The organism is Pseudomonas sp. NFIX49, assembly GCF_900115915.1.
Lineage (GTDB): Bacteria > Pseudomonadota > Gammaproteobacteria > Pseudomonadales > Pseudomonadaceae > Aquipseudomonas > Aquipseudomonas pharyngis.
On the sequence record NZ_FOYE01000001.1, the window covers coordinates 70,010 to 89,459 of the forward strand.

17 protein-coding genes are annotated in these 19,450 nt (G+C 62.3%); 16 read left to right on the forward strand and 1 reads right to left on the reverse strand.

Annotation, left to right across the window (positions count from 1 at the left end):
• The first annotated feature begins 22 nt into the window (after positions 1-22).
• From mraZ to lpxC, 16 genes are all read left to right on the forward strand, one after another.
• The gene (gene mraZ / locus BMZ46_RS00380; RefSeq protein ID WP_007917012.1) at positions 23-478 is read left to right on the forward strand and encodes a division/cell wall cluster transcriptional repressor MraZ; all 456 of its coding nucleotides are present in this window, start codon (positions 23-25) and stop codon (positions 476-478) included.
• Positions 475-1,422: a 16S rRNA (cytosine(1402)-N(4))-methyltransferase RsmH gene (gene rsmH, locus BMZ46_RS00385; RefSeq protein ID WP_074691000.1), complete on the forward strand. Its 948-nt coding sequence runs from the start codon at positions 475-477 to the stop codon at positions 1,420-1,422. Before mraZ ends, rsmH begins: the two co-directional genes overlap by 4 nt.
• Positions 1,419-1,712, forward strand: coding sequence for a cell division protein FtsL (gene ftsL / locus BMZ46_RS00390; protein WP_007956777.1), 294 nt, complete (start codon positions 1,419-1,421; stop codon positions 1,710-1,712). Before rsmH ends, ftsL begins: the two co-directional genes overlap by 4 nt.
• Positions 1,712-3,451, forward strand: coding sequence for a peptidoglycan D,D-transpeptidase FtsI family protein (locus BMZ46_RS00395; protein WP_170844883.1), 1,740 nt, complete (start codon positions 1,712-1,714; stop codon positions 3,449-3,451). Before ftsL ends, BMZ46_RS00395 begins: the two co-directional genes overlap by 1 nt.
• Positions 3,451-4,914: a UDP-N-acetylmuramoyl-L-alanyl-D-glutamate--2,6-diaminopimelate ligase gene (locus BMZ46_RS00400; protein ID WP_039766252.1), complete on the forward strand. Its 1,464-nt coding sequence runs from the start codon at positions 3,451-3,453 to the stop codon at positions 4,912-4,914. Before BMZ46_RS00395 ends, BMZ46_RS00400 begins: the two co-directional genes overlap by 1 nt.
• A complete protein-coding gene (murF, locus tag BMZ46_RS00405; protein ID WP_074691001.1) occupies positions 4,907-6,274 on the forward strand; it encodes a UDP-N-acetylmuramoyl-tripeptide--D-alanyl-D-alanine ligase in 1,368 nt (455 codons plus the stop codon). Before BMZ46_RS00400 ends, murF begins: the two co-directional genes overlap by 8 nt.
• A complete protein-coding gene (gene mraY / locus BMZ46_RS00410; RefSeq protein ID WP_007956769.1) occupies positions 6,274-7,356 on the forward strand; it encodes a phospho-N-acetylmuramoyl-pentapeptide-transferase in 1,083 nt (360 codons plus the stop codon). The genes murF and mraY overlap by 1 nt, the downstream gene beginning before the upstream one ends.
• Positions 7,357-7,361: 5 nt before the next feature.
• The gene (murD, locus tag BMZ46_RS00415) at positions 7,362-8,708 is read left to right on the forward strand and encodes a UDP-N-acetylmuramoyl-L-alanine--D-glutamate ligase (protein ID WP_039766248.1); all 1,347 of its coding nucleotides are present in this window, start codon (positions 7,362-7,364) and stop codon (positions 8,706-8,708) included.
• Positions 8,705-9,922 carry a putative lipid II flippase FtsW gene (gene ftsW, locus BMZ46_RS00420; protein ID WP_039766247.1) on the forward strand — a complete coding sequence of 406 codons (1,218 nt, stop codon included), beginning with the start codon at positions 8,705-8,707 and terminating at the stop codon, positions 9,920-9,922. Before murD ends, ftsW begins: the two co-directional genes overlap by 4 nt.
• Complete coding sequence (gene murG, locus BMZ46_RS00425) at positions 9,912-10,982, forward strand: undecaprenyldiphospho-muramoylpentapeptide beta-N-acetylglucosaminyltransferase (protein WP_039766246.1); 1,071 nt, start codon at positions 9,912-9,914, stop codon at positions 10,980-10,982. Before ftsW ends, murG begins: the two co-directional genes overlap by 11 nt.
• Positions 10,975-12,435: a UDP-N-acetylmuramate--L-alanine ligase gene (murC, locus tag BMZ46_RS00430; RefSeq protein ID WP_011335862.1), complete on the forward strand. Its 1,461-nt coding sequence runs from the start codon at positions 10,975-10,977 to the stop codon at positions 12,433-12,435. The genes murG and murC overlap by 8 nt, the downstream gene beginning before the upstream one ends.
• A complete protein-coding gene (locus BMZ46_RS00435; RefSeq protein ID WP_074691002.1) occupies positions 12,432-13,406 on the forward strand; it encodes a D-alanine--D-alanine ligase in 975 nt (324 codons plus the stop codon). The genes murC and BMZ46_RS00435 overlap by 4 nt, the downstream gene beginning before the upstream one ends.
• Positions 13,407-13,410: 4 nt before the next feature.
• Positions 13,411-14,277 carry a cell division protein FtsQ/DivIB gene (locus tag BMZ46_RS00440; RefSeq protein WP_039766241.1) on the forward strand — a complete coding sequence of 289 codons (867 nt, stop codon included), beginning with the start codon at positions 13,411-13,413 and terminating at the stop codon, positions 14,275-14,277.
• A 15-nt stretch (positions 14,278-14,292) separates the two neighbouring features.
• Positions 14,293-15,552: a cell division protein FtsA gene (ftsA, locus tag BMZ46_RS00445; RefSeq protein ID WP_039766239.1), complete on the forward strand. Its 1,260-nt coding sequence runs from the start codon at positions 14,293-14,295 to the stop codon at positions 15,550-15,552.
• A gap of 67 nt (positions 15,553-15,619) precedes the next feature.
• Positions 15,620-16,816 carry a cell division protein FtsZ gene (gene ftsZ / locus BMZ46_RS00450; protein WP_007956754.1) on the forward strand — a complete coding sequence of 399 codons (1,197 nt, stop codon included), beginning with the start codon at positions 15,620-15,622 and terminating at the stop codon, positions 16,814-16,816.
• A 112-nt stretch (positions 16,817-16,928) separates the two neighbouring features.
• A complete protein-coding gene (lpxC, locus tag BMZ46_RS00455; protein ID WP_007956752.1) occupies positions 16,929-17,840 on the forward strand; it encodes a UDP-3-O-acyl-N-acetylglucosamine deacetylase in 912 nt (303 codons plus the stop codon).
• Between the two features lie 61 nt (positions 17,841-17,901).
• Here the strand turns inward: lpxC and BMZ46_RS00460 are convergent, their stop codons facing one another.
• The gene (locus BMZ46_RS00460) at positions 17,902-19,407 is read right to left on the reverse strand and encodes a sensor domain-containing diguanylate cyclase (RefSeq protein WP_074691003.1); all 1,506 of its coding nucleotides are present in this window, start codon (positions 19,405-19,407) and stop codon (positions 17,902-17,904) included.
• Positions 19,408-19,450 lie beyond the last annotated feature (43 nt).

Sequence of the window (19,450 nt, forward strand, 5' to 3'; positions counted from 1 at the left end):
TAAAAATTGGAGAAACGCAGACGTGTTTCGCGGAGCTAACGCTATCAGTCTCGATGCAAAGGGCCGTCTCGCCATGCCGAGCCGGTACCGTGACGAGCTCGATTCGCGCAGTTCCGGCCAGTTGATCGTGACCATTGATGCCGTTGATCCATGTTTGTGTGTCTACCCGCTCGATGAGTGGGAAATTATTGAAACCAAGTTGCGCGCGCTTCCTTCGCTTCGCGAAGAGAACCGTCGTCTGCAACGTTTATTGATTGGTAATGCCGTTGACCTTGAGCTCGACGGCAGTGGTCGTTTCCTGGTGCCGCCGCGCCTGCGCGAATACGCGAAGCTCGACAAGCGCGCGATGCTGGTGGGCCAACTGAACAAGTTCCAACTGTGGGACGAAGATGCCTGGAACGCGGTTTCTGCCGCTGACCTGGCTGCCATACAACAACCGGGCGCCATGCCTGACGAACTGCGTGATCTGATCCTGTGACTATTGATAGCGGCTTTAACCACATCACCGTACTGCTTGACGAAGCCGTCGAGGCTCTCGCCGTACGTCCTGATGGCTGCTATCTGGACGGCACGTTCGGTCGCGGCGGGCACAGCCGGTTGATCCTGAGCAAGCTCGGGCCGGATGGTCGGCTCATCGGATTCGACAAGGATCCTCAAGCGATTGCCACCGGGCAAACGCTAGCGGCCGAAGACGGCCGCTTTGTCGTTGTGCAGCGCAGCTTTGCCGAGCTCGGTTCGGTGGTTGCCGAGCAGGGCCTGGTCGGCAAGGTCAGCGGCATTCTGCTGGATCTGGGTGTGTCCTCTCCGCAGCTCGATGATGCCGAGCGCGGCTTCAGCTTCCTCAACGACGGTCCGCTGGACATGCGCATGGATCCGTCCCGTGGCATCAGCGCAGCCGAGTTCGTCAACACCGCGCCGGTGGAAGAAATCGCCCGTGTGTTCAAGGAATACGGCGAAGAACGTTTCTCTGGTCGCATGGCCCGTGCCGTGGCCGAGCGCCGTGACATCACGCCGTTCGAGCGCACCGCCGATCTGGCCGAAGTCCTGAAAGTCGCCAACCCGGCATGGGAAAAGGGCAAGAACCCGGCAACCCGCGCTTTTCAGGGCCTGCGCATTCACGTCAACAACGAACTGGGCGATCTGGAAGCGGGTCTTGAAGCCGCGCTCGAATGCCTGGAAGTGGGCGGCCGTCTGGTCGTGATCAGCTTCCACTCGCTGGAAGACCGTATCGTCAAACTGTTCATGCGCAAGCTGGTGAAAGGCGAAGCCGACAACCTGCCGCGCAACCTGCCGGTTCGCCACGTTGCGTTCGAACCGAAAATTAAAGTCCATGGCAAAGCGCAGACGGCCTCCGACGCCGAACTCAAAGCCAACCCACGTTCCCGTAGCGCCGTCATGCGCGTCGCGGAGAAGCTGCGGTGAGCAAGCTTTTCGCCAAGCCACTGCCCGGCGGCAGCTTCTTCATGCTGCTGCTGTTCATCGGCGTGCTCGTGTCGGCCATCGGCGTGTCTTACAGCGCTCACTGGAACCGGCAATTGCTCAACACCCTGTACAACGAACTGAGCGTGCGCGACAAGGCGCAGGCCGAATGGGGGCGCCTGATCCTGGAGCAAAGCACCTGGACCGCCCACAGCCGGATCGAAGTACTGGCCACCGAACAACTGAAGATGCACATTCCCGGCGCGGCTGACGTGAAGATGGTGGCGCCATGATGAAACTCGAGGGGGCTCTTTTCCCATGGCGTTTCCGTCTGATGGTGGCACTGCTCGGCGTGATGGTTGCGGCCATCTGCTGGCGCATCATCGACCTGCAAGTGGTTGACCGAGACTTTCTCAAAGGTCAGGGCGACGCGCGCAGTCTTCGGCACATTCCGATTCCGGCTCACCGTGGTCTGATCACCGACCGTAACGGCGAGCCGCTGGCCGTCAGTACGCCGGTGACCACCCTGTGGGCCAACGCCAAGGAAATGCAGACAGCGAAAGAAAAATGGCCGGCACTGGCCGCCGCGCTGGGGCAGGATCCGAAAGCCCTGGCCGAACGTCTCGAAGCCCAGGCCAACAAGGAATTCATTTATCTGGTGCGCGGGTTGACCCCCGAGCAGGGCCAGGCCGTGCTCGACCTGAAAGTGCCGGGCGTCTACGGCATCGAAGAGTTCCGCCGGTTCTACCCGGCCGGTGAAGTCACCGCACATATGGTTGGGTTCACCGACATCGATGACCACGGTCGTGAAGGTGTCGAACTGGCCTACGATGAATGGCTGGCCGGCGTGCCCGGCAAGCGGCAAGTCATCAAGGATCGGCGCGGACGGCTGATCAAGGATGTCCAGGTCACCAAGAACGCCAAGGCCGGCAAGCCCTTGGCGTTGTCGATTGACCTGCGCCTGCAATATCTGGCCAACCGCGAGCTGCGCAACGCGATCATCGAGAACGGCGCGAAGGCCGGCAGTCTGGTGATCATGGACGTGAAGACCGGCGAGATTCTCGCCATGGTCAACCAGCCGACCTACAACCCGAACAACCGTCGCAACCTGCAACCGGCGATGATGCGTAACCGCGCGATGATCGATGTGTTCGAACCCGGTTCGACCATGAAAGCGATCTCGATGAGCGCCGCGATCGAAACCGGCCGCTGGAAACCGAGCGACACCGTCGAGGTGTATCCGGGCTCCCTGCAGATCGGCAAATACACGATCAAGGACGTATCGAAGACCGAAGGTCCGGTACTCGACCTGACCGGCATTCTGATCAATTCCAGTAACGTCGGCATGAGTAAGGTCGCGTTCGATATCGGCGGCGAAACCATTTTCCGCCTCGCACAGAAAGTCGGCCTCGGCCAGGACACCGGCCTCGGCTTCCCGGGCGAACGTGTCGGCAACCTGCCGAACTACCGCGAGTGGCGCAAGGCCGAGACCGCGACGCTGTCCTATGGCTACGGTATCTCGGTGACCGCGATCCAGCTGGTGCACGCGTTCTCGGCGCTGGCCAATAACGGGCGTCTGGCACCACTGACCCTGATCAAAACCGACAAGGCGCCGCAGACCACCCAGGTGCTGCCGGAAGCTGTCGCCAAAACCATGCAAGGCATGCTGCAACAAGTGATCGAAGCCCCGCGCGGCGTGTTCCGTGCGCAGGTGCCGGCGTATCACGTGGGCGGCAAGTCCGGTACCGCGCGTAAAACATCGGTTGGCACCAAGGGCTATGCCGAAAACTCTTACCGCTCGCTGTTCGCCGGTTTCGGCCCGATGAGCGATCCACGCTATGCAATCGTTGTGGTGATCGATGAACCGACCAAGGCCGGTTACTTCGGTGGTCTGGTCTCGGCGCCGGTGTTCAGCCGCGTGATGTCGGGCACCCTGCGCCTGATGAACGTTACCCCGGACAACCTGCCGACCACACAACAGGCCAACGCCACCCCGGTCGTTCCGCTGAAAGCCAATGGAGGGCGCGGCTGATGTCTCTGAGTCTGAACAAGATTTTCCCCCACGCCGGCCATGATCTGTTGATCCGTGAACTGGCGCTCGACAGTCGCAATGTACGCGCGGGTGATCTGTTCCTCGCGGTGCCGGGCGGCAAGTTCGACGGGCGTGCGCACATCGCCGACGCCTTGCAGCGCGGTGCTGCTGCGGTGGCCTATGAAGTGGAAGGCGCCACCGTGCTGCCGATCACCGAAGTTCCGCTGATTCCGGTCAAGGGCCTGGCGGCGCAACTGTCTGACATCGCCGGGCGTTTTTACGGTGAGCCAAGCCATCACCTGAATCTGGTGGGCGTGACCGGCACCAACGGCAAGACCAGCGTGACCCAGTTGGTGGCGCAGGCGCTGGACCTGCTCGGCCAGCATTGCGGCATCGTCGGCACCCTCGGCTCCGGTTTTCATGGCGCGCTGCAAAGCGGCCTGCACACCACGCCGAATCCGATTGCCATGCAAGCGACCCTGGGCGACCTGAAAAAGGCCGGCGCCAAAGCCGTGGCCATGGAAGTTTCGTCTCACGGTCTGGATCAAGGCCGGGTTACCGCGCTGGCATTCGACGTGGCAGTGATGACCAACCTGTCCCGTGATCATCTCGATTACCACGGCACCATGGAAGCGTACGCCGAGGCCAAGGCCCGGCTGTTCGCCTGGAATGACCTGAAGTGCCGCGTGATCAATCTCGACGACGATTTCGGCCGGCAACTGGCCGCTGAAAAGCGCGAGTCACGTTTGATCACTTACAGCCTGCTCGACAGCAGCGCCTATCTCTATGTGCGTGAAGCGCAGTTCGACGACGAAGGCGTGCGCGCCACGCTGGTCACGCCGCAAGGCGAACGCCATCTGCGCAGCACGCTGCTCGGCCGTTTCAACCTGAGCAACGTACTGGCCGCCGTCGGCGCCTTGCTCGGTCTCGATTACGCCCTCGACGAAATTCTCAAGGTGCTGCCAAAGCTCGAAGGCCCGGCCGGTCGCATGCAGCGTCTCGGCGGCGGCACTCAGCCACTGGTGGTGGTCGATTACGCCCACACCCCGGACGCGCTGGAAAAAGTTCTGACTGCGCTTCGCCCGCACGTCAAAGGCCAGCTGCTGTGCCTGTTCGGCTGCGGCGGTGATCGCGATCGCGGCAAGCGTCCGCTGATGGCCGAAGTGGTCGAGCGTCTGGCCGACCGTGTGCTGGTGACCGATGACAATCCGCGCACCGAAGACCCGGCGGTGATTTTCGATGACATCCGCGCCGGTTTCACGGCTGTGGACAAGGTGACGTTCGTGGCCGGTCGTGGCCAGGCCATCGCGCAACTGATTGCCGGCGCTTCGGCGGATGACGTGATCGTTCTGGCCGGCAAAGGTCACGAGGACTATCAGGAAATCAACGGCGAGCGCCATGCATTCTCTGATCTGGTCGAGGCGGATCACGCCCTGACCGCGTGGGAGGTGGCCCATGCTTAAGGCCCTGAAACTCAGCGAGCTGACCAGCGCGCTCGACGCCCGCCTGATCAGCGCCGACGCCAGTTTTGACGGCGTGAGCATCGACAGCCGCGCGATCAAGGCTGGCCAACTGTTTATCGCCCTGACCGGCCCGCGTTTCGACGGTCATGACTATCTGAATGAAGTCGCCGCCAAAGGCGCCGTTGCGGCATTGGTCGAGCGCGAAGTCGCCGACAGCACGCTGCCGCAATTGCTGGTCAAGGACACTCGCCAGGCTCTCGGCCAGCTGGGTGCCTTGAACCGTGCCGCGTTCACCAAACCGGTCGCTGCGGTTACCGGCTCCAGTGGCAAGACCACGGTCAAGGAAATGCTCGCAAGCATCCTGCGCACACGCGGTCCGGTGCTGGCGACCCGTGGCAACCTGAATAACGATCTGGGTGCGCCGCTGACCCTGCTCGAACTCGCCCCGGAACACAGCGCGGCGGTGATCGAACTGGGCGCCTCGCGTCTGGGTGAAATCGCCTACACCGTGGGGCTGACCAAGCCGCACGTGGCAATCCTCAACAACGCTGGGACCGCCCACGTCGGTGAGTTCGGCGGGCCGGAGAAAATCGTCGAAGCCAAGGGCGAGATCATCGACGGGCTGGCGGCCGATGGCGTCGCCGTGCTGAACCTCGATGACAAGGCGTTTGGTATCTGGAAAACCCGCGCCGGCGCGCGCAAGGTGCTGACGTTTGCCCTGAGCAACACTCAGGCGGATTTTTACGCCAGCGACCTGGCCACCGATGCCCGTGGTTGCCCGGCGTTCAACCTTCACACTCCTGAAGGTGTGGAACGGGTTCAACTGAACCTGCTCGGCACCCACAACGTCGCCAACGCCATGGCCGCCGCCGCTGCCGCTCACGCCCTGGGCGTGTCGCTGTTCGGCATTGCCACCGGGCTTGGCGCGGTACAACCGGTCAAGGGTCGCACCGTCGCGCAACTGGCGAAAAACGGCATGCGCGTGATCGATGACACTTACAACGCGAACCCCACCTCGATGTGCGCGGCCGTTGATATACTCGCCGGCTTTTCCGGTCGCACCGTTCTGGTGCTCGGGGATATCGGCGAGTTGGGCGACTGGGCGGAGCAGGGGCACCGCGACGTGGGCGAATACGCCCGGGGCAAGGTTTCCGCGCTTTACGCCGTCGGGCCGAACATGGTCCACGCCGTGAACGCATTCGGTGAAGAGGCGCAGCACTTCGGCACACAAGCCGAACTGATCCAGGCCCTCGGCGCCGAGCAGGACACAAACACCACCATTTTGATCAAGGGTTCGCGCAGCGCAGCGATGGAAAACATCGTTGCGGCCCTGTGCGGGTCCAGTCTGGAGAAACATTAATGCTGCTGCTGCTAGCGGAGTATCTGCAACAGTTCTACAAAGGCTTCGCGGTCTTCCAGTACCTGACCCTGCGCGGGATCCTCGGTGTGCTGACCGCGCTGGTCTTGTCGCTGTGCTACGGCCCGTGGATGATCCGCACCCTGCAGAACCGTCAGATCGGCCAGTCCGTTCGTAACGACGGCCCGCAATCGCACCTGTCCAAATCCGGTACGCCGACCATGGGTGGCGCGCTGATTCTGTCTTCGATCGGCGTCAGCACCTTGCTGTGGGCTGACCTGAGCAACCGCTACGTGTGGGTTGTGCTGCTGGTGACCCTGCTGTTCGGCGCCATCGGCTGGGTCGACGACTACCGCAAGGTGATCGAGAAGAACTCCCGTGGTCTGCCGAGTCGCTGGAAATATTTCTGGCAGTCGGTGTTCGGCCTCGGTGCGGCGATCTTCCTTTATATGACTGCCAGCACTCCGGTGGAAACCACCCTGATCCTGCCGATGCTCAAGGACTACAGCATTCCGCTGGGCGCGGGTTTCATCGTGCTGACGTACTTCGTGATCGTCGGTTCGAGCAACGCAGTCAACCTCACCGACGGCCTCGACGGCCTGGCGATCATGCCGACAGTGATGGTGGGCGGTGGCCTGGGCATCTTCTGCTACCTGTCGGGTAACGTGAAATTCGCTGAATACCTGCTGATTCCTTACGTACCGGGCGCAGGCGAGTTGATCGTGTTCTGCGGCGCATTGATCGGTGCCGGCCTGGGTTTCCTGTGGTTCAACACCTACCCGGCACAAGTCTTCATGGGCGACGTCGGCGCACTGGCGCTGGGCGCGGCCCTGGGCACCATCGCGGTGATCGTCCGTCAGGAAATCGTCCTGTTCATCATGGGCGGCGTGTTCGTGATGGAAACCCTGTCAGTCGTCATTCAGGTTGCCTCCTTTAAGCTGACCGGTCGCCGTGTGTTCCGCATGGCGCCGATTCACCACCACTTTGAACTCAAGGGCTGGCCCGAGCCGCGCGTGATCGTCCGTTTCTGGATCATCACCGTGATTCTCGTGCTGATCGGCCTTGCCACCCTGAAGCTGAGGTAGAACGAGTGTCTCTGATCGCTTCTGACCACTTCCGCATCGTTGTCGGCCTCGGCAAGAGCGGCATGTCCCTGGTTCGCTTCCTGGCGAACCGGGGCGTGGCGTTTGCCGTGGCCGACACGCGGGAAAATCCACCGGAACTGGCCACGCTCCAGCGTGACTATCCGCACGTGGAAGTGCGTTGTGGCGAGCTGGACGTCGAATTCCTGTGCCGTGCCGACGAGCTCTACGTGAGCCCCGGCCTGGCGCTGGCGACCCCGGCCCTGCAAGCCGCCGCGGCCCGTGGCGTGAAGCTGTCCGGCGACATCGAGCTGTTCGCGCGCAACGCGAAGGCGCCGATCGTGGCCATCAGCGGTTCCAACGCGAAAAGCACCGTCACCACGCTGGTCGGCGAGATGGCGGCTGCGGCCGGCAAGCGCGTGGCCGTGGGCGGCAACCTCGGTACGCCGGCGCTGGATCTGCTCAGCGATGACGTCGAGCTGTACGTGATGGAGCTGTCGAGCTTCCAGCTGGAAACCACCGACCAGCTCAACGCCGAAGTGGCGACCGTGCTCAACATCAGCGAAGACCACATGGATCGCTACAGCGGTCTGCCGGCCTACCACCTGGCCAAGCACCGGATCTTCCGGGGTGCGAAGCAGTTCGTGGTCAACCGCCAGGACGCCTTGACCCGTCCGCTGATGGGCGAGGGCCAGCCGTGCTGGACCTTCGGCCTGACCAAACCCGATTTCAAGGCGTTCGGCCTGCGCGAAGAGAATGGCGAGAAATACCTGGCCTTCGAATTCCAGAACCTGATGCCGGTGCGCGAACTGAAGATTCGCGGCGCCCACAACCAGTCCAACGCCCTGGCGGCGCTGGCGCTCGGCCACGCGGTCGGGCTGCCGTTCGACGCCATGCTGGCGGCGCTGCGCACCTTCGCCGGTCTCGAACACCGTTGCCAGTGGGTACGTGATCTGGACGGCGTCGGTTACTACAACGATTCCAAGGCCACCAACGTCGGCGCTGCGCTGGCCGCCATCGAAGGTCTGGGTGCGGACATCGACGGCAAGGTCGTGCTGATCGCCGGTGGCGATGGCAAGGGTGCCGACTTCAAGGACCTGCGCGATCCGGTGGCGGCCCACTGCCGCGCCGTGATCCTGATGGGTCGCGACTCCGACAAGATCGGCGAAGCGATCGGCGATGCCGTACCGCTGATTCGTGCGACCACGCTGGTCGACGCGGTCGCCCAATGCCGCGCCGCCGCCCAGCCGGGTGACGTGGTGCTGCTGTCGCCGGCCTGCGCCAGTTTCGACATGTTCAAGAACTACGAAGACCGTGGTCACCAGTTCGTCCGCGCTGTGGAGGATCTGGCATGAGCTTGAGAAACATCATCAAGCCATACCCGTCGCCGCTCATTACCGGACGCGGAATCGACCTCGACTTCCCGATGCTCGCCGGTTGCCTGGCGTTGCTCGGTCTGGGCCTGATCATGATCGCCTCGGCATCGACAGAAGTCGGCGCGGCGCAGTCGGGCAGTGCTCTCTATTACATGACCCGTCACCTGATCTACGTGGTGCTGGGCCTCGGTGCCTGCATCGTCACGATGATGATTCCGATCGCCACCTGGCAGCGCCTCGGCTGGATGATGCTGATCGGTGCGTTCGGTCTGCTGGTGATGGTGATCATCCCGGGGATCGGCCGTGAGGTGAACGGTTCGATGCGCTGGATCGGTTTCAGCTTCTTCAACGTACAGCCGTCCGAGATCGCCAAGGTGTTCGTGGTGATCTACCTCGCCGGTTACCTGGTGCGTCGCCAGAAAGAGGTGCGCGAGAGCTGGATGGGTTTCTTCAAGCCATTCATCGTGCTGCTGCCGATGGCGGGCTTGCTGCTGATGGAGCCGGACTTCGGTGCCACCGTCGTGATGATGGGCGCTGCGGCGGCGATGCTGTTCCTCGGCGGGGTCGGGCTGTTCCGGTTCTCGCTCATGGTGGTGCTGGCCGTTGGTGCGGTGGTGTTGCTGATTCAGATGCAGCCGTACCGGATGGCGCGTCTGACCAACTTCGCCGACCCGTGGGCCGACCAGTTCGGCGCCGGTTATCAGTTGTCGCAAGCCTTGATCGCATTCGGTCGCGGTGAATGGCTGGGCGTTGGCCTGGGCAACAGCGTGCAGAAGCAGTTCTACCTGCCGGAAGCGCACACCGACTTCGTGTTCTCGGTGCTGGCCGAAGAGCTGGGCGCTGTGGGCTCGCTGTGCACCGTGGCGCTGTTCGTGTTCGTGTGTATTCGCGGCATGTACATCGGTCTGTGGGCCGAGAAAGCCAAACAGTTTTTTGCCGCTTATGTTGCCTACGGTCTGTCGTTCCTGTGGATCGGCCAGTTCCTGATCAACATCGGCGTGAACGTCGGCCTGCTGCCGACCAAGGGCCTGACCTTGCCGTTCCTCAGTTATGGCGGCAGTTCCCTGGTGATCTGCTGCGCCTGCCTTGGCCTGTTGCTGAGGATCGAGTGGGAGAGTCGGACCCACCTGGGCAGTGAAGAGATGGAATTCCATGAGAGCGACTTCGCCGAGGAGCCGAACCATGGGCGCTAACGTATTGATCATGGCCGGCGGCACCGGTGGCCACGTGTTCCCGGCGCTGGCCTGTGCCCGCGAATTCCAGGCGCGCGGCTACACCGTGCACTGGCTCGGCACGCCGCGCGGGATCGAGAACGATCTGGTACCGGCTGCAGGTATTGAACTGCACCGCATCAACGCCACTGGCCTGCGTGGCAAGGGCAAGCTGTCGCTGCTCAAGGCGCCGTTCATGCTGCTGAAATCGGTGTGGCAGGCGCGGGCGATCATTCGCCGCTTGCGTCCGGTGTGCGTGGTCGGATTCGGCGGCTATGTGACCGGCCCCGGTGGTCTTGCCGCCAAACTGGCCGGCGTGCCGGTGATCGTTCATGAGCAGAACGCCGTGGCCGGCACCGCCAATCGGTTGCTGGTGCCGTTCGCCGCCCGGGTGTGTGAAGCGTTCCCCGACACCTTTACCCTGTCGGACAGCCGCCGTACCACCGGGAACCCGGTGCGCAGCGAGCTGTTCCTCGAAACACCGCGCCCGGCCCTGGCCGGACGCAAGGCGCGTTTGCTGATCCTGGGCGGAAGCCTGGGCGCAGAGCCGTTGAACAAGTTGCTGCCTGAAGCCCTGGCACAAGTCGCTGCCGACTTGCGTCCGGAAGTGTTCCATCAGGCTGGCAGAAACCACGATGAAGTGACTGCAGAGCGCTACCGCGCCGCCGGCGTGGATGCGCAGGTGCAGCCGTTCATCAAAGACATGGCCCAGGCCTATGGCTGGGCTGACCTGGTGGTGTGCCGCGCCGGCGCACTGACCATCAGTGAACTGGCCGCCGCCGGTCTGCCATCGATGCTGGTGCCCTTGCCCCACGCGATCGACGATCACCAGACCCGCAACGCCGATTATTTGGCCCGTGAAGGCGCTGCCTTCCTGATGCCGCAAAGAACGACTGGTGCCGCGGACCTTGCCGCGCGCCTGACAGAGGTCTTGATGCAACCGCAACGACTCGAACAAATGGCCCAAGCGGCCCGCCGTCTCGCGAAACCCGAAGCCACCCGCAGCGTGGTCGATACCTGTCTGGAGGTGGCCCATGGTTGAGAATCAGAAAGCCATGCCGCAACCGGAAATGCGCCGCATCCGTCGCATCCACTTCGTCGGGATCGGCGGCGTGGGTATGTGCGGTATTGCTGAAGTGCTGCTGAACCTGGGCTATGAAGTGTCCGGTTCCGACCTGAAAGCTTCGCCGGTGACCGAGCGCCTGGAATCCTTCGGTGCGCAGATCTTCATCGGCCACCGTGCCGAGAACGCCGCTGCCGCCGATGTGCTGGTGGTGTCGAGCGCCGTCAACACCTCCAACCCGGAAGTCGCGACTGCGCTGGAACGCCGCATCCCGGTGGTGCCGCGTGCCGAAATGCTCGCCGAACTGATGCGCTACCGCCACGGCATCGCCGTCGCCGGTACCCACGGCAAGACCACCACCACCAGCCTGATCGCATCGGTGTTCGCGGCCGGTGGCCTGGATCCGACCTTCGTCATCGGTGGCCGTCTGAACGCCGCGGGCACCAATGCCCAGCTCGGCACCAGCCGTTACCTGATCGCCGAGGCCGATGAAAGCGACGCCAGCTTCCTGCACCTGCAACCGCTGGTGGCCGTGGTCACCAACATCGACGCCGACCACATGGCGACCTACGACGGTGACTTCAACAAACTGAAGAAAACCTTCGTCGAGTTCCTGCACAACCTGCCGTTCTACGGGCTGGCGGTGATGTGCCTGGACGATCCGGTGGTGCGTGAAATCCTGCCGCTGGTCAAGCGTCCGACCGTGACCTATGGCTTCAGCGAAGACGCCGACGTGCGCGCGATCAATGTTCGTCAGCAGGGCATGCAGACCTTCTTTACCGTGCTGCGCCCTGATCGCGAGCCTCTTGATGTGTCCGTGAACATGCCGGGCAACCACAACGTGCTCAATTCCCTGGCGACCATCTGCATCGCCACCGACGAAGGCGTCAGCGATGAAGCCATCGTCCAGGGCCTGTCCGGGTTCCAGGGGGTCGGCCGACGCTTCCAGGTCTACGGCGAGCTGCCGGTGGACGGCGGCAACGTGATGCTGGTCGACGACTACGGTCACCACCCGACCGAGGTCGCAGCAGTCATCAAAGCCGTGCGTGGTGGCTGGCCGGAGCGCCGTCTGGTGATGGTCTACCAGCCGCACCGTTACAGCCGCACCCGCGACCTGTATGACGATTTCGTCAATGTCCTGGCCGACGCCAACGTGCTGCTGCTGATGGAAGTTTATCCGGCCGGCGAAGAGCCGATTCCGGGCGCGGACAGCCGCAAGCTGTGCAACAGCATCCGCCAGCGCGGTCAGCTCGACCCGATCTACATCGAGCGCGGCGTCGATCTGGCGCCACTGGTCAAGCCGCTGCTGCGTGCCGGCGACATTCTGCTGTGCCAGGGCGCCGGTGACATCGGCGGCCTCGCACCGAAACTGTTGAAAAGCGAGTTGTTCGCCGGTGCCGTGGCGGCATCGGTCGAGGGGAAGTTGAAATGACTGCTGCCTACGCCAACCTGTTCTCCACCATCGCCCCGAAGGATTTCGGCCGTGTGGCCGTGCTGTTCGGTGGCCTGAGTGCCGAGCGTGAAGTCTCGCTGAAGTCCGGCAACGCCGTGCTCAGTGCGCTGCAAAGCGCGGGTGTGGACGCGTTCGGCATCGACGTCGGCGCCGATATCCTGCAGCGCCTGCTGAGCGAAAAGATCGACCGTGCGTTCATCATCCTCCACGGTCGCGGCGGTGAAGACGGCAGCATGCAGGGCCTGCTTGAAGTGGCCGACATTCCGTACACCGGCAGCGGCATCCTGGCTTCGGCACTGGCGATGGACAAACTGCGCACCAAGCAGGTCTGGCACACGCTCGGGATTCCGACGCCACGCCACGCTGTGCTGCGCAGCGAGGCCGATTGTATTTCGGCAGCGACGGAACTGGGCTTCCCTTTGATCGTCAAACCGGCGCATGAAGGTTCAAGTATCGGGATGGCCAAAGTGACTTCCGCGTCCGAGTTGATCGACGCATGGAAAGCGGCCAGTACCTACGATTCGCAAGTGTTGGTCGAGCAATGGATTCACGGTCCGGAGTTCACCATCGCCACCCTGCGTGACCAGGTGTTGCCTCCTATCGCCCTGGGTACGCCACACACGTTCTACGACTACGACGCCAAGTACATCGCCAACGATACCCAGTATCGGATTCCGTGCGGGCTCGATGCCGCCAAGGAAAAAGAACTCATGGACCTCACGGCGCAAGCCTGCGAGGCGCTGGGTATTGCCGGTTGGGGCCGGGCGGACGTGATGCAGGACGCCGACGGCAAGTTCTGGTTCCTGGAAGTCAACACCGCTCCCGGCATGACCGATCACAGCCTGGTACCGATGGCGGCGAAAGCGGCCGGTCTGGATTTCCAGCAGCTGGTCCTGGCCATTCTGGCCGCCAGTGTCGATGCCGATGGCAAGAAAGAGGCGCGAGGTTAAGACCATGCAAGGCGCTCATCTCAGACATCAGCCACCCGCACCCGGCCGCAAGCCGGTGCCGCGGGGTGCCAGCCGAATGGTGGCCAAAGAGCCGATGTCCGCGCGCCTGCCAAAAGCCAACTTCGGCTTTTTGAAAGGTCTGTTCTGGCCGGTGCTGCTGGTGGCTCTGGGGTTCGGCACTTACGAAGGCGCACAGCGTCTGCTGCCGTACGCCGACCGGCCAATCACCAAGATCGCGGTGCAGGGCGACCTGAGTTACATCAGTCAGCAAGCGGTGCAGCAGCGGATCGCCCCGTACGTGGCGTCGAGCTTCTTCACCATCGACCTGGCGAGCATGCGCACCGAGCTTGAGCAGATGCCGTGGATCGCCCACGCCGAAGTACGTCGGGTGTGGCCGGACCAGGTGGTGATCCGCCTGGAAGAGCAACTGCCGGTGGCCCGTTGGGGCGACGAGTCGTTGCTCAACAACCAGGGCCAGGCGTTCACGCCCAAGGAACTGGCGAACTACGAACACCTGCCGCAGCTGTTCGGCCCGCAGCGGGCCCAGCAGCAAGTGATGCAGCAATACCAGGTACTGAGCCAGATGCTCCGGCCATTGGGCTTCTCGATTGCGCGGCTGGAGCTGCGTGAACGCGGCAGCTGGTTCCTGACCACCGGTGCCGGCAGTTCCGGCCCCGGGATCGAGCTGCTGCTGGGACGCGGCAACCTGGTGGAAAAGATGCGCCGCTTCATTGCCATCTATGACAAGACGCTCAAAGAACAGATTACGAACATTGCGCGCATCGATCTGCGCTACGCCAACGGCCTCGCTGTTGGCTGGCGGGAACCAGTAGCGCCGACGACAGCCCAACCCGCTGTCGCAAAGAATTAAGAAGAGGCAGGACCCATGGCAAACGTGCAAAGCGGCAAAATGATCGTCGGTCTCGATATCGGCACCTCCAAGGTGGTGGCGCTGGTCGGCGAGGTTGCGGACGACGGCTCGCTGGAAATCGTCGGGATCGGCACTCATCCGTCCCGCGGCCTGAAGAAAGGCGTGGTGGTCAACATCGAGTCCACCGTGCAGTCGATCCAGCGCGCGATCGAGGAAGCCCAACTGATGGCGGGCTGCCGCATTCACTCGGCGTTCGTCGGCGTGGCGGGCAATCACATTCGCAGCCTGAACTCCCACGGCATCGTCGCGATTCGTGATCGCGAAGTCAGCTCGGCTGACCTGGAGCGCGTACTCGACGCCGCCCAGGCGGTGGCGATCCCGGCCGACCAGCGTGTGCTGCACACCCTGCCGCAGGATTACGTGATCGATAACCAGGAAGGCGTGCGCGAGCCGCTGGGCATGTCCGGCGTGCGTCTGGAAGCCAAGGTTCACGTGGTCACCTGCGCCGTCAACGCCGCACAGAACATTGAAAAATGCGTGCGTCGCTGCGGTCTGGAAATCGACGACATCATTCTCGAGCAACTGGCCTCGGCCTACTCGGTCCTGACCGACGACGAAAAAGAGCTGGGCGTGTGCCTGGTCGATATCGGCGGCGGCACCACCGACATCGCGATCTTCACCGAAGGCGCGATCCGCCACACGGCGGTGATCCCGATTGCGGGCGACCAGGTGACCAACGACATCGCCATGGCGTTGCGCACCCCGACCCAGTACGCCGAAGAGATCAAGATCCGCTACGCCTGCGCCCTGGCCAAACTGGCCGGTGCCGGCGAGACCATCAAGGTGCCGAGCGTCGGCGACCGTCCGCCGCGCGAACTGTCCCGTCAGGCTCTGGCCGAAGTGGTCGAGCCGCGTTACGACGAACTCTTCACCCTGATCCAGGCCGAGCTGCGTCGCAGCGGCTACGAAGACCTGATCCCGGCCGGCATCGTGCTGACCGGTGGTACGTCGAAGATGGAAGGCGCCACCGAACTGGCCGAAGAAATCTTCCACATGCCGGTCCGCCTGGGCGTGCCTCATGGCGTGAAAGGTCTGGATGACGTGGTACGCAACCCGATTTATTCCACTGGCGTTGGCTTGTTGATGTACGGCCTGCAAAAGCAGTCCGACGGGATCTCGTTCTCGGGCATCGGCAGCCGCGACAGCTACAGCAACGATGAGCCGCAGGCGCCGTTGCTGGACCGTTTTAAGAAGTGGATTCAAGGCAACTTCTAACGCTTTACCGCAGCACCGCAACAAACAGCAGTAGGCGAAAAAACTAGAGAATGTAAGGAGAGGGAAAATGTTCGAACTCGTAGACAACATCCCCGCAAGCCCGGTAATCAAAGTTATCGGTGTTGGCGGTGGCGGCGGCAACGCTGTCAATCACATGGTCAAGAGCAACATCGAAGGCGTGGAATTCATCTGCGCCAACACCGATGCTCAAGCGCTGAAAAACATCGGCGCGCGCACCATTCTGCAATTGGGTACCGGCGTGACCAAAGGCCTGGGCGCCGGCGCCAACCCGGAAGTCGGCCGTCAGGCTGCGCTGGAAGATCGCGAGCGCATCGCTGAAGTGCTGGCCGGCACCAACATGGTGTTCATCACCACCGGCATGGGCGGCGGTACCGGTACCGGTGCTGCGCCGATCATTGCCGAAGTGGCCAAGGAAATGGGCATCCTGACCGTTGCGGTCGTGACCCGTCCGTTCCCGTTCGAAGGTCGCAAGCGTATGCAGATCGCCGACGAAGGCATCCGCATGCTCTCGGAAAGCGTCGACTCGCTGATCACCATTCCGAACGAAAAACTGCTGACCATCCTCGGCAAGGACGCAAGTCTCTTGTCGGCTTTCGCCAAGGCTGACGATGTACTGGCCGGTGCCGTTCGCGGTATCTCCGACATCATCAAGCGTCCGGGCATGATCAACGTCGACTTCGCCGACGTACGTACCGTGATGAGCGAAATGGGCATGGCGATGATGGGCACTGGCTGCGCCAGCGGTCCGAACCGTGCACGTGAAGCCACTGAAGCGGCCATCCGCAACCCGCTGCTGGAAGACGTGAACCTGCAAGGCGCACGCGGCATCCTGGTGAACATCACTGCCGGTCCTGACCTGTCCCTGGGTGAGTACTCCGACGTGGGTTCGATCATCGAAGCCTTCGCTTCCGAGCACGCGATGGTCAAGGTCGGTACCGTTATCGATCCGGACATGCGCGACGAACTGCACGTGACCGTGGTTGCCACCGGTCTGGGCGCGAAAATCGAGAAGCCTGTGAAGGTCATCGACAACACCGTTCACACCTCGATGGCCGCTGCTCAGGTGCAGCAACCGGCACCCGCTCGTCAGGAGCAGCCAGCGGTGAATTACCGTGACCTGGACCGTCCGACCGTCATGCGCAACCAGGCTCAGGCCGGTGCTGCGACTGCCGCGAAGATGAATCCGCAAGATGACCTGGACTACCTGGACATCCCGGCCTTCCTGCGTCGTCAGGCCGATTGATGAAATGTATCAGGGGTATTCAGGTGATTGGTGTTCAGCAAAGGCTCGGTCTGCTATCATCGCCAGCCTTTGTTGATACCAGTTCGCAATTTGCGCTGAAGCGGCCCATGCCATGATTAAACAACGCACACTGAAAAATATTATCCGTGCCACCGGTGTAGGTCTGCACTCCGGGGAGAAGGTTTACCTGACCCTCAAGCCTGCACCTGTCGACACCGGGATCGTCTTTCGTCGTGCCGATCTCGATCCGGTTGTCGAGATACCGGCTCGCGCGGCCAACGTCGGCGAGACAACCATGTCGACGACGCTGGTCAACGGTGACGTGAAGGTAGACACGGTGGAGCACTTGCTCTCGGCCATGGCTGGCCTGGGCATCGATAACGCCTACGTCGAGCTCTCCGCGTCTGAAGTCCCGATCATGGATGGCAGCGCAGGACCTTTCGTATTCCTGATTCAATCGGCTGGCCTGGAAGAACAGGACGCCGCCAAGAAATTCATCCGCATCCTGCGTGAAGTGACAGTGGAAGACGGCGACAAGCGCGCCACTTTCGTCCCTTTCGAAGGGTTCAAGGTGAGCTTCGAGATCGATTTCGATCACCCGGTTTTCCGGGACCGCACCCAAAGTGCAAGCGTGGATTTTTCCAGCACTTCGTTCGTAAAAGAAGTCAGCCGCGCCCGTACTTTCGGTTTCATGAGTGACATCGAGTACCTGCGCAAGCACAACCTCGCACTCGGCGGCAGCGTGGAAAACGCGATCGTGGTCGATGCCGATGGCGTACTGAACGAAGACGGCCTTCGCTACGAAGACGAATTCGTGAAGCACAAGATCCTCGATGCGATTGGCGACCTGTACCTGCTGGGCAACAGCCTGATTGGTGAGTTCAAGGGCTTCAAGTCCGGCCACGCACTGAACAACCAGCTGCTGCGCAAGTTGATTGAGCAGAAAGATGCCTGGGAAGTCGTGACGTTCGAAGACGCCAGCACTGCACCAATCTCTTACATGCGCCCGGTTGCGGCGGTGTAAGTAAAAAACCTCTCTAGTTTTTTGAAGGCCACCTTTGGGTGGCCTTTTTTTATGCCTGTTTTCAGGCGACGACGACCCGGTTTCTCCCACCTTCCTTGGCTTGATACAACGCCTTGTCCGCCGCGAACAACAGCTGCTCCAGACTGATTTCGCTCGTCGACGTCCAGGTACTGATACCGACGCTCACGGTCATCGGTGACTGGTCTTGATTCAGGCTTGGCAATTGCTCCACCGCTGTACGAATGTGTTCGGCGATCTGCTGCGCCCCGGCACTGTCGGTTTCCGCGAGGATCACCGAAAACTCCTCACCGCCATACCGAGCCACCAGATCCGCCGGACGCCGCACATTGGCGGTGATCACCCTGGCCAGTTCACGCAACGCCTGATCTCCGGCCTGATGCCCGTGCCGGTCATTGAAGGCCTTGAAGTGGTCGGCGTCGATCATCAGCAATGACAGTGGCTTGCCCGAGCGCTGGGCGCGGAACCACTCGTGGCGCAGTGACTGATCGAGCATTCGCCGGTTGGCGACCCCGGTCAGGGCATCGGTCGCCGCGAGCTGCGCCAGTTCATGTTCGGCCCGCTGACGCAGGCGCAGCTCTCGGGCCAGCAGCCAGGTCAGCCATAGCAGACCGGCACACAACACGCCGGTGGCGCCGCTGATCAGGATCGCGGTGCGTCGCCACGCGCCGAACACTTCCTCGCTGGACAGGGCAACGATCACCGTCAGCGGCAGATTGCCGACCCGCGAATAGGTGTACAGCCGTTGCTGATAATCCATGCTCGAAGTGCTGTTGAAACTGCCATTGCCGTTGCTGTCGCGCAGAATCCGCACCACATTGGGCCGGGCGGCAAAGCTCTTGCCGATCGAATCGCTCTGCAGATAAGGCTTCTGCGCCAGCAGGATGCCGTCGTTGTTGATGATGTTGAGAGTGCTGTCGATGCCGATGTCGAGGCTGTTGAACAACTGATCGAAGTAATCCAGTTTCATCGACGCCACGGCCACGCCCAGAAACTCACCGGTGTCTGAAGAAATGCGCCGACTGAAACTGATCCGCCACTGGTTGGCGTCATCGCAGTCGCAGCGGGGTTTGAACGGACGGCTGATGAACATGCCGGTGTCGCGGTTGAAGGCGTGGGCGAGGAAGTAGTCACGGTCGGCGAAATTGCCCGGCAGCGGATCGACCCGCGAGGAGTCGGCAATCACCTCGCCATACTTGTCGAGCAACAGGATGTCGCCCTTGAAGCGCGCCGTGGTGGAGCGATCGAACAGTGCCAGATGGCGGATCTGCGGCGACACGTCTTTCAGGTCGTCACGCTGGGCGGCGGCGATCAGCCCTTGCAGCGTCAGGTCATACAGCTCGACGGTGCGCAGTACATCGGCGTCGATCAACTGGGCGATGGTGGTGGCGCCACGGGTGGCCGATTCCTGGGCGTTGGCGCGTTCACGGATCAGCAGGAACGTGACGATGCAGACAATCGCGATCACGCTCAGCAGGCTGCCTGAGATCAACAGCAGCTCGGAGCGTCCGGTCGTGCCGGGAACGGTAGGGGTGCGGCTCGCGATCATGGTCCGGTTTTCGGTTGGAGATTCTTCTAAGCGTAGTTGTACC

Bases quoted from the DNA above. Each gene is read 5' to 3' on its own strand.
- BMZ46_RS00440 (WP_039766241.1), top strand. From the start codon at position 13,411: ATGCAAGGCGCTCATCTCAGACATCAGCCACCCGCACCCGGCCGCAAG.
- BMZ46_RS00460 (WP_074691003.1), bottom strand. From the start codon at position 19,407: ATGATCGCGAGCCGCACCCCTACCGTTCCCGGCACGACCGGACGCTCC.
- BMZ46_RS00395 (WP_170844883.1), top strand. From the start codon at position 1,712: ATGAAACTCGAGGGGGCTCTTTTCCCATGGCGTTTCCGTCTGATGGTG.
- BMZ46_RS00435 (WP_074691002.1), top strand. From the start codon at position 12,432: ATGACTGCTGCCTACGCCAACCTGTTCTCCACCATCGCCCCGAAGGAT.
- murC (WP_011335862.1), top strand. From the start codon at position 10,975: ATGGTTGAGAATCAGAAAGCCATGCCGCAACCGGAAATGCGCCGCATC.
- murG (WP_039766246.1), top strand. From the start codon at position 9,912: ATGGGCGCTAACGTATTGATCATGGCCGGCGGCACCGGTGGCCACGTG.
- ftsA (WP_039766239.1), top strand. From the start codon at position 14,293: ATGGCAAACGTGCAAAGCGGCAAAATGATCGTCGGTCTCGATATCGGC.
- murF (WP_074691001.1), top strand. From the start codon at position 4,907: ATGCTTAAGGCCCTGAAACTCAGCGAGCTGACCAGCGCGCTCGACGCC.
- ftsW (WP_039766247.1), top strand. From the start codon at position 8,705: ATGAGCTTGAGAAACATCATCAAGCCATACCCGTCGCCGCTCATTACC.
- mraY (WP_007956769.1), top strand. From the start codon at position 6,274: ATGCTGCTGCTGCTAGCGGAGTATCTGCAACAGTTCTACAAAGGCTTC.
- lpxC (WP_007956752.1), top strand. From the start codon at position 16,929: ATGATTAAACAACGCACACTGAAAAATATTATCCGTGCCACCGGTGTA.
- BMZ46_RS00400 (WP_039766252.1), top strand. From the start codon at position 3,451: ATGTCTCTGAGTCTGAACAAGATTTTCCCCCACGCCGGCCATGATCTG.
- ftsZ (WP_007956754.1), top strand. From the start codon at position 15,620: ATGTTCGAACTCGTAGACAACATCCCCGCAAGCCCGGTAATCAAAGTT.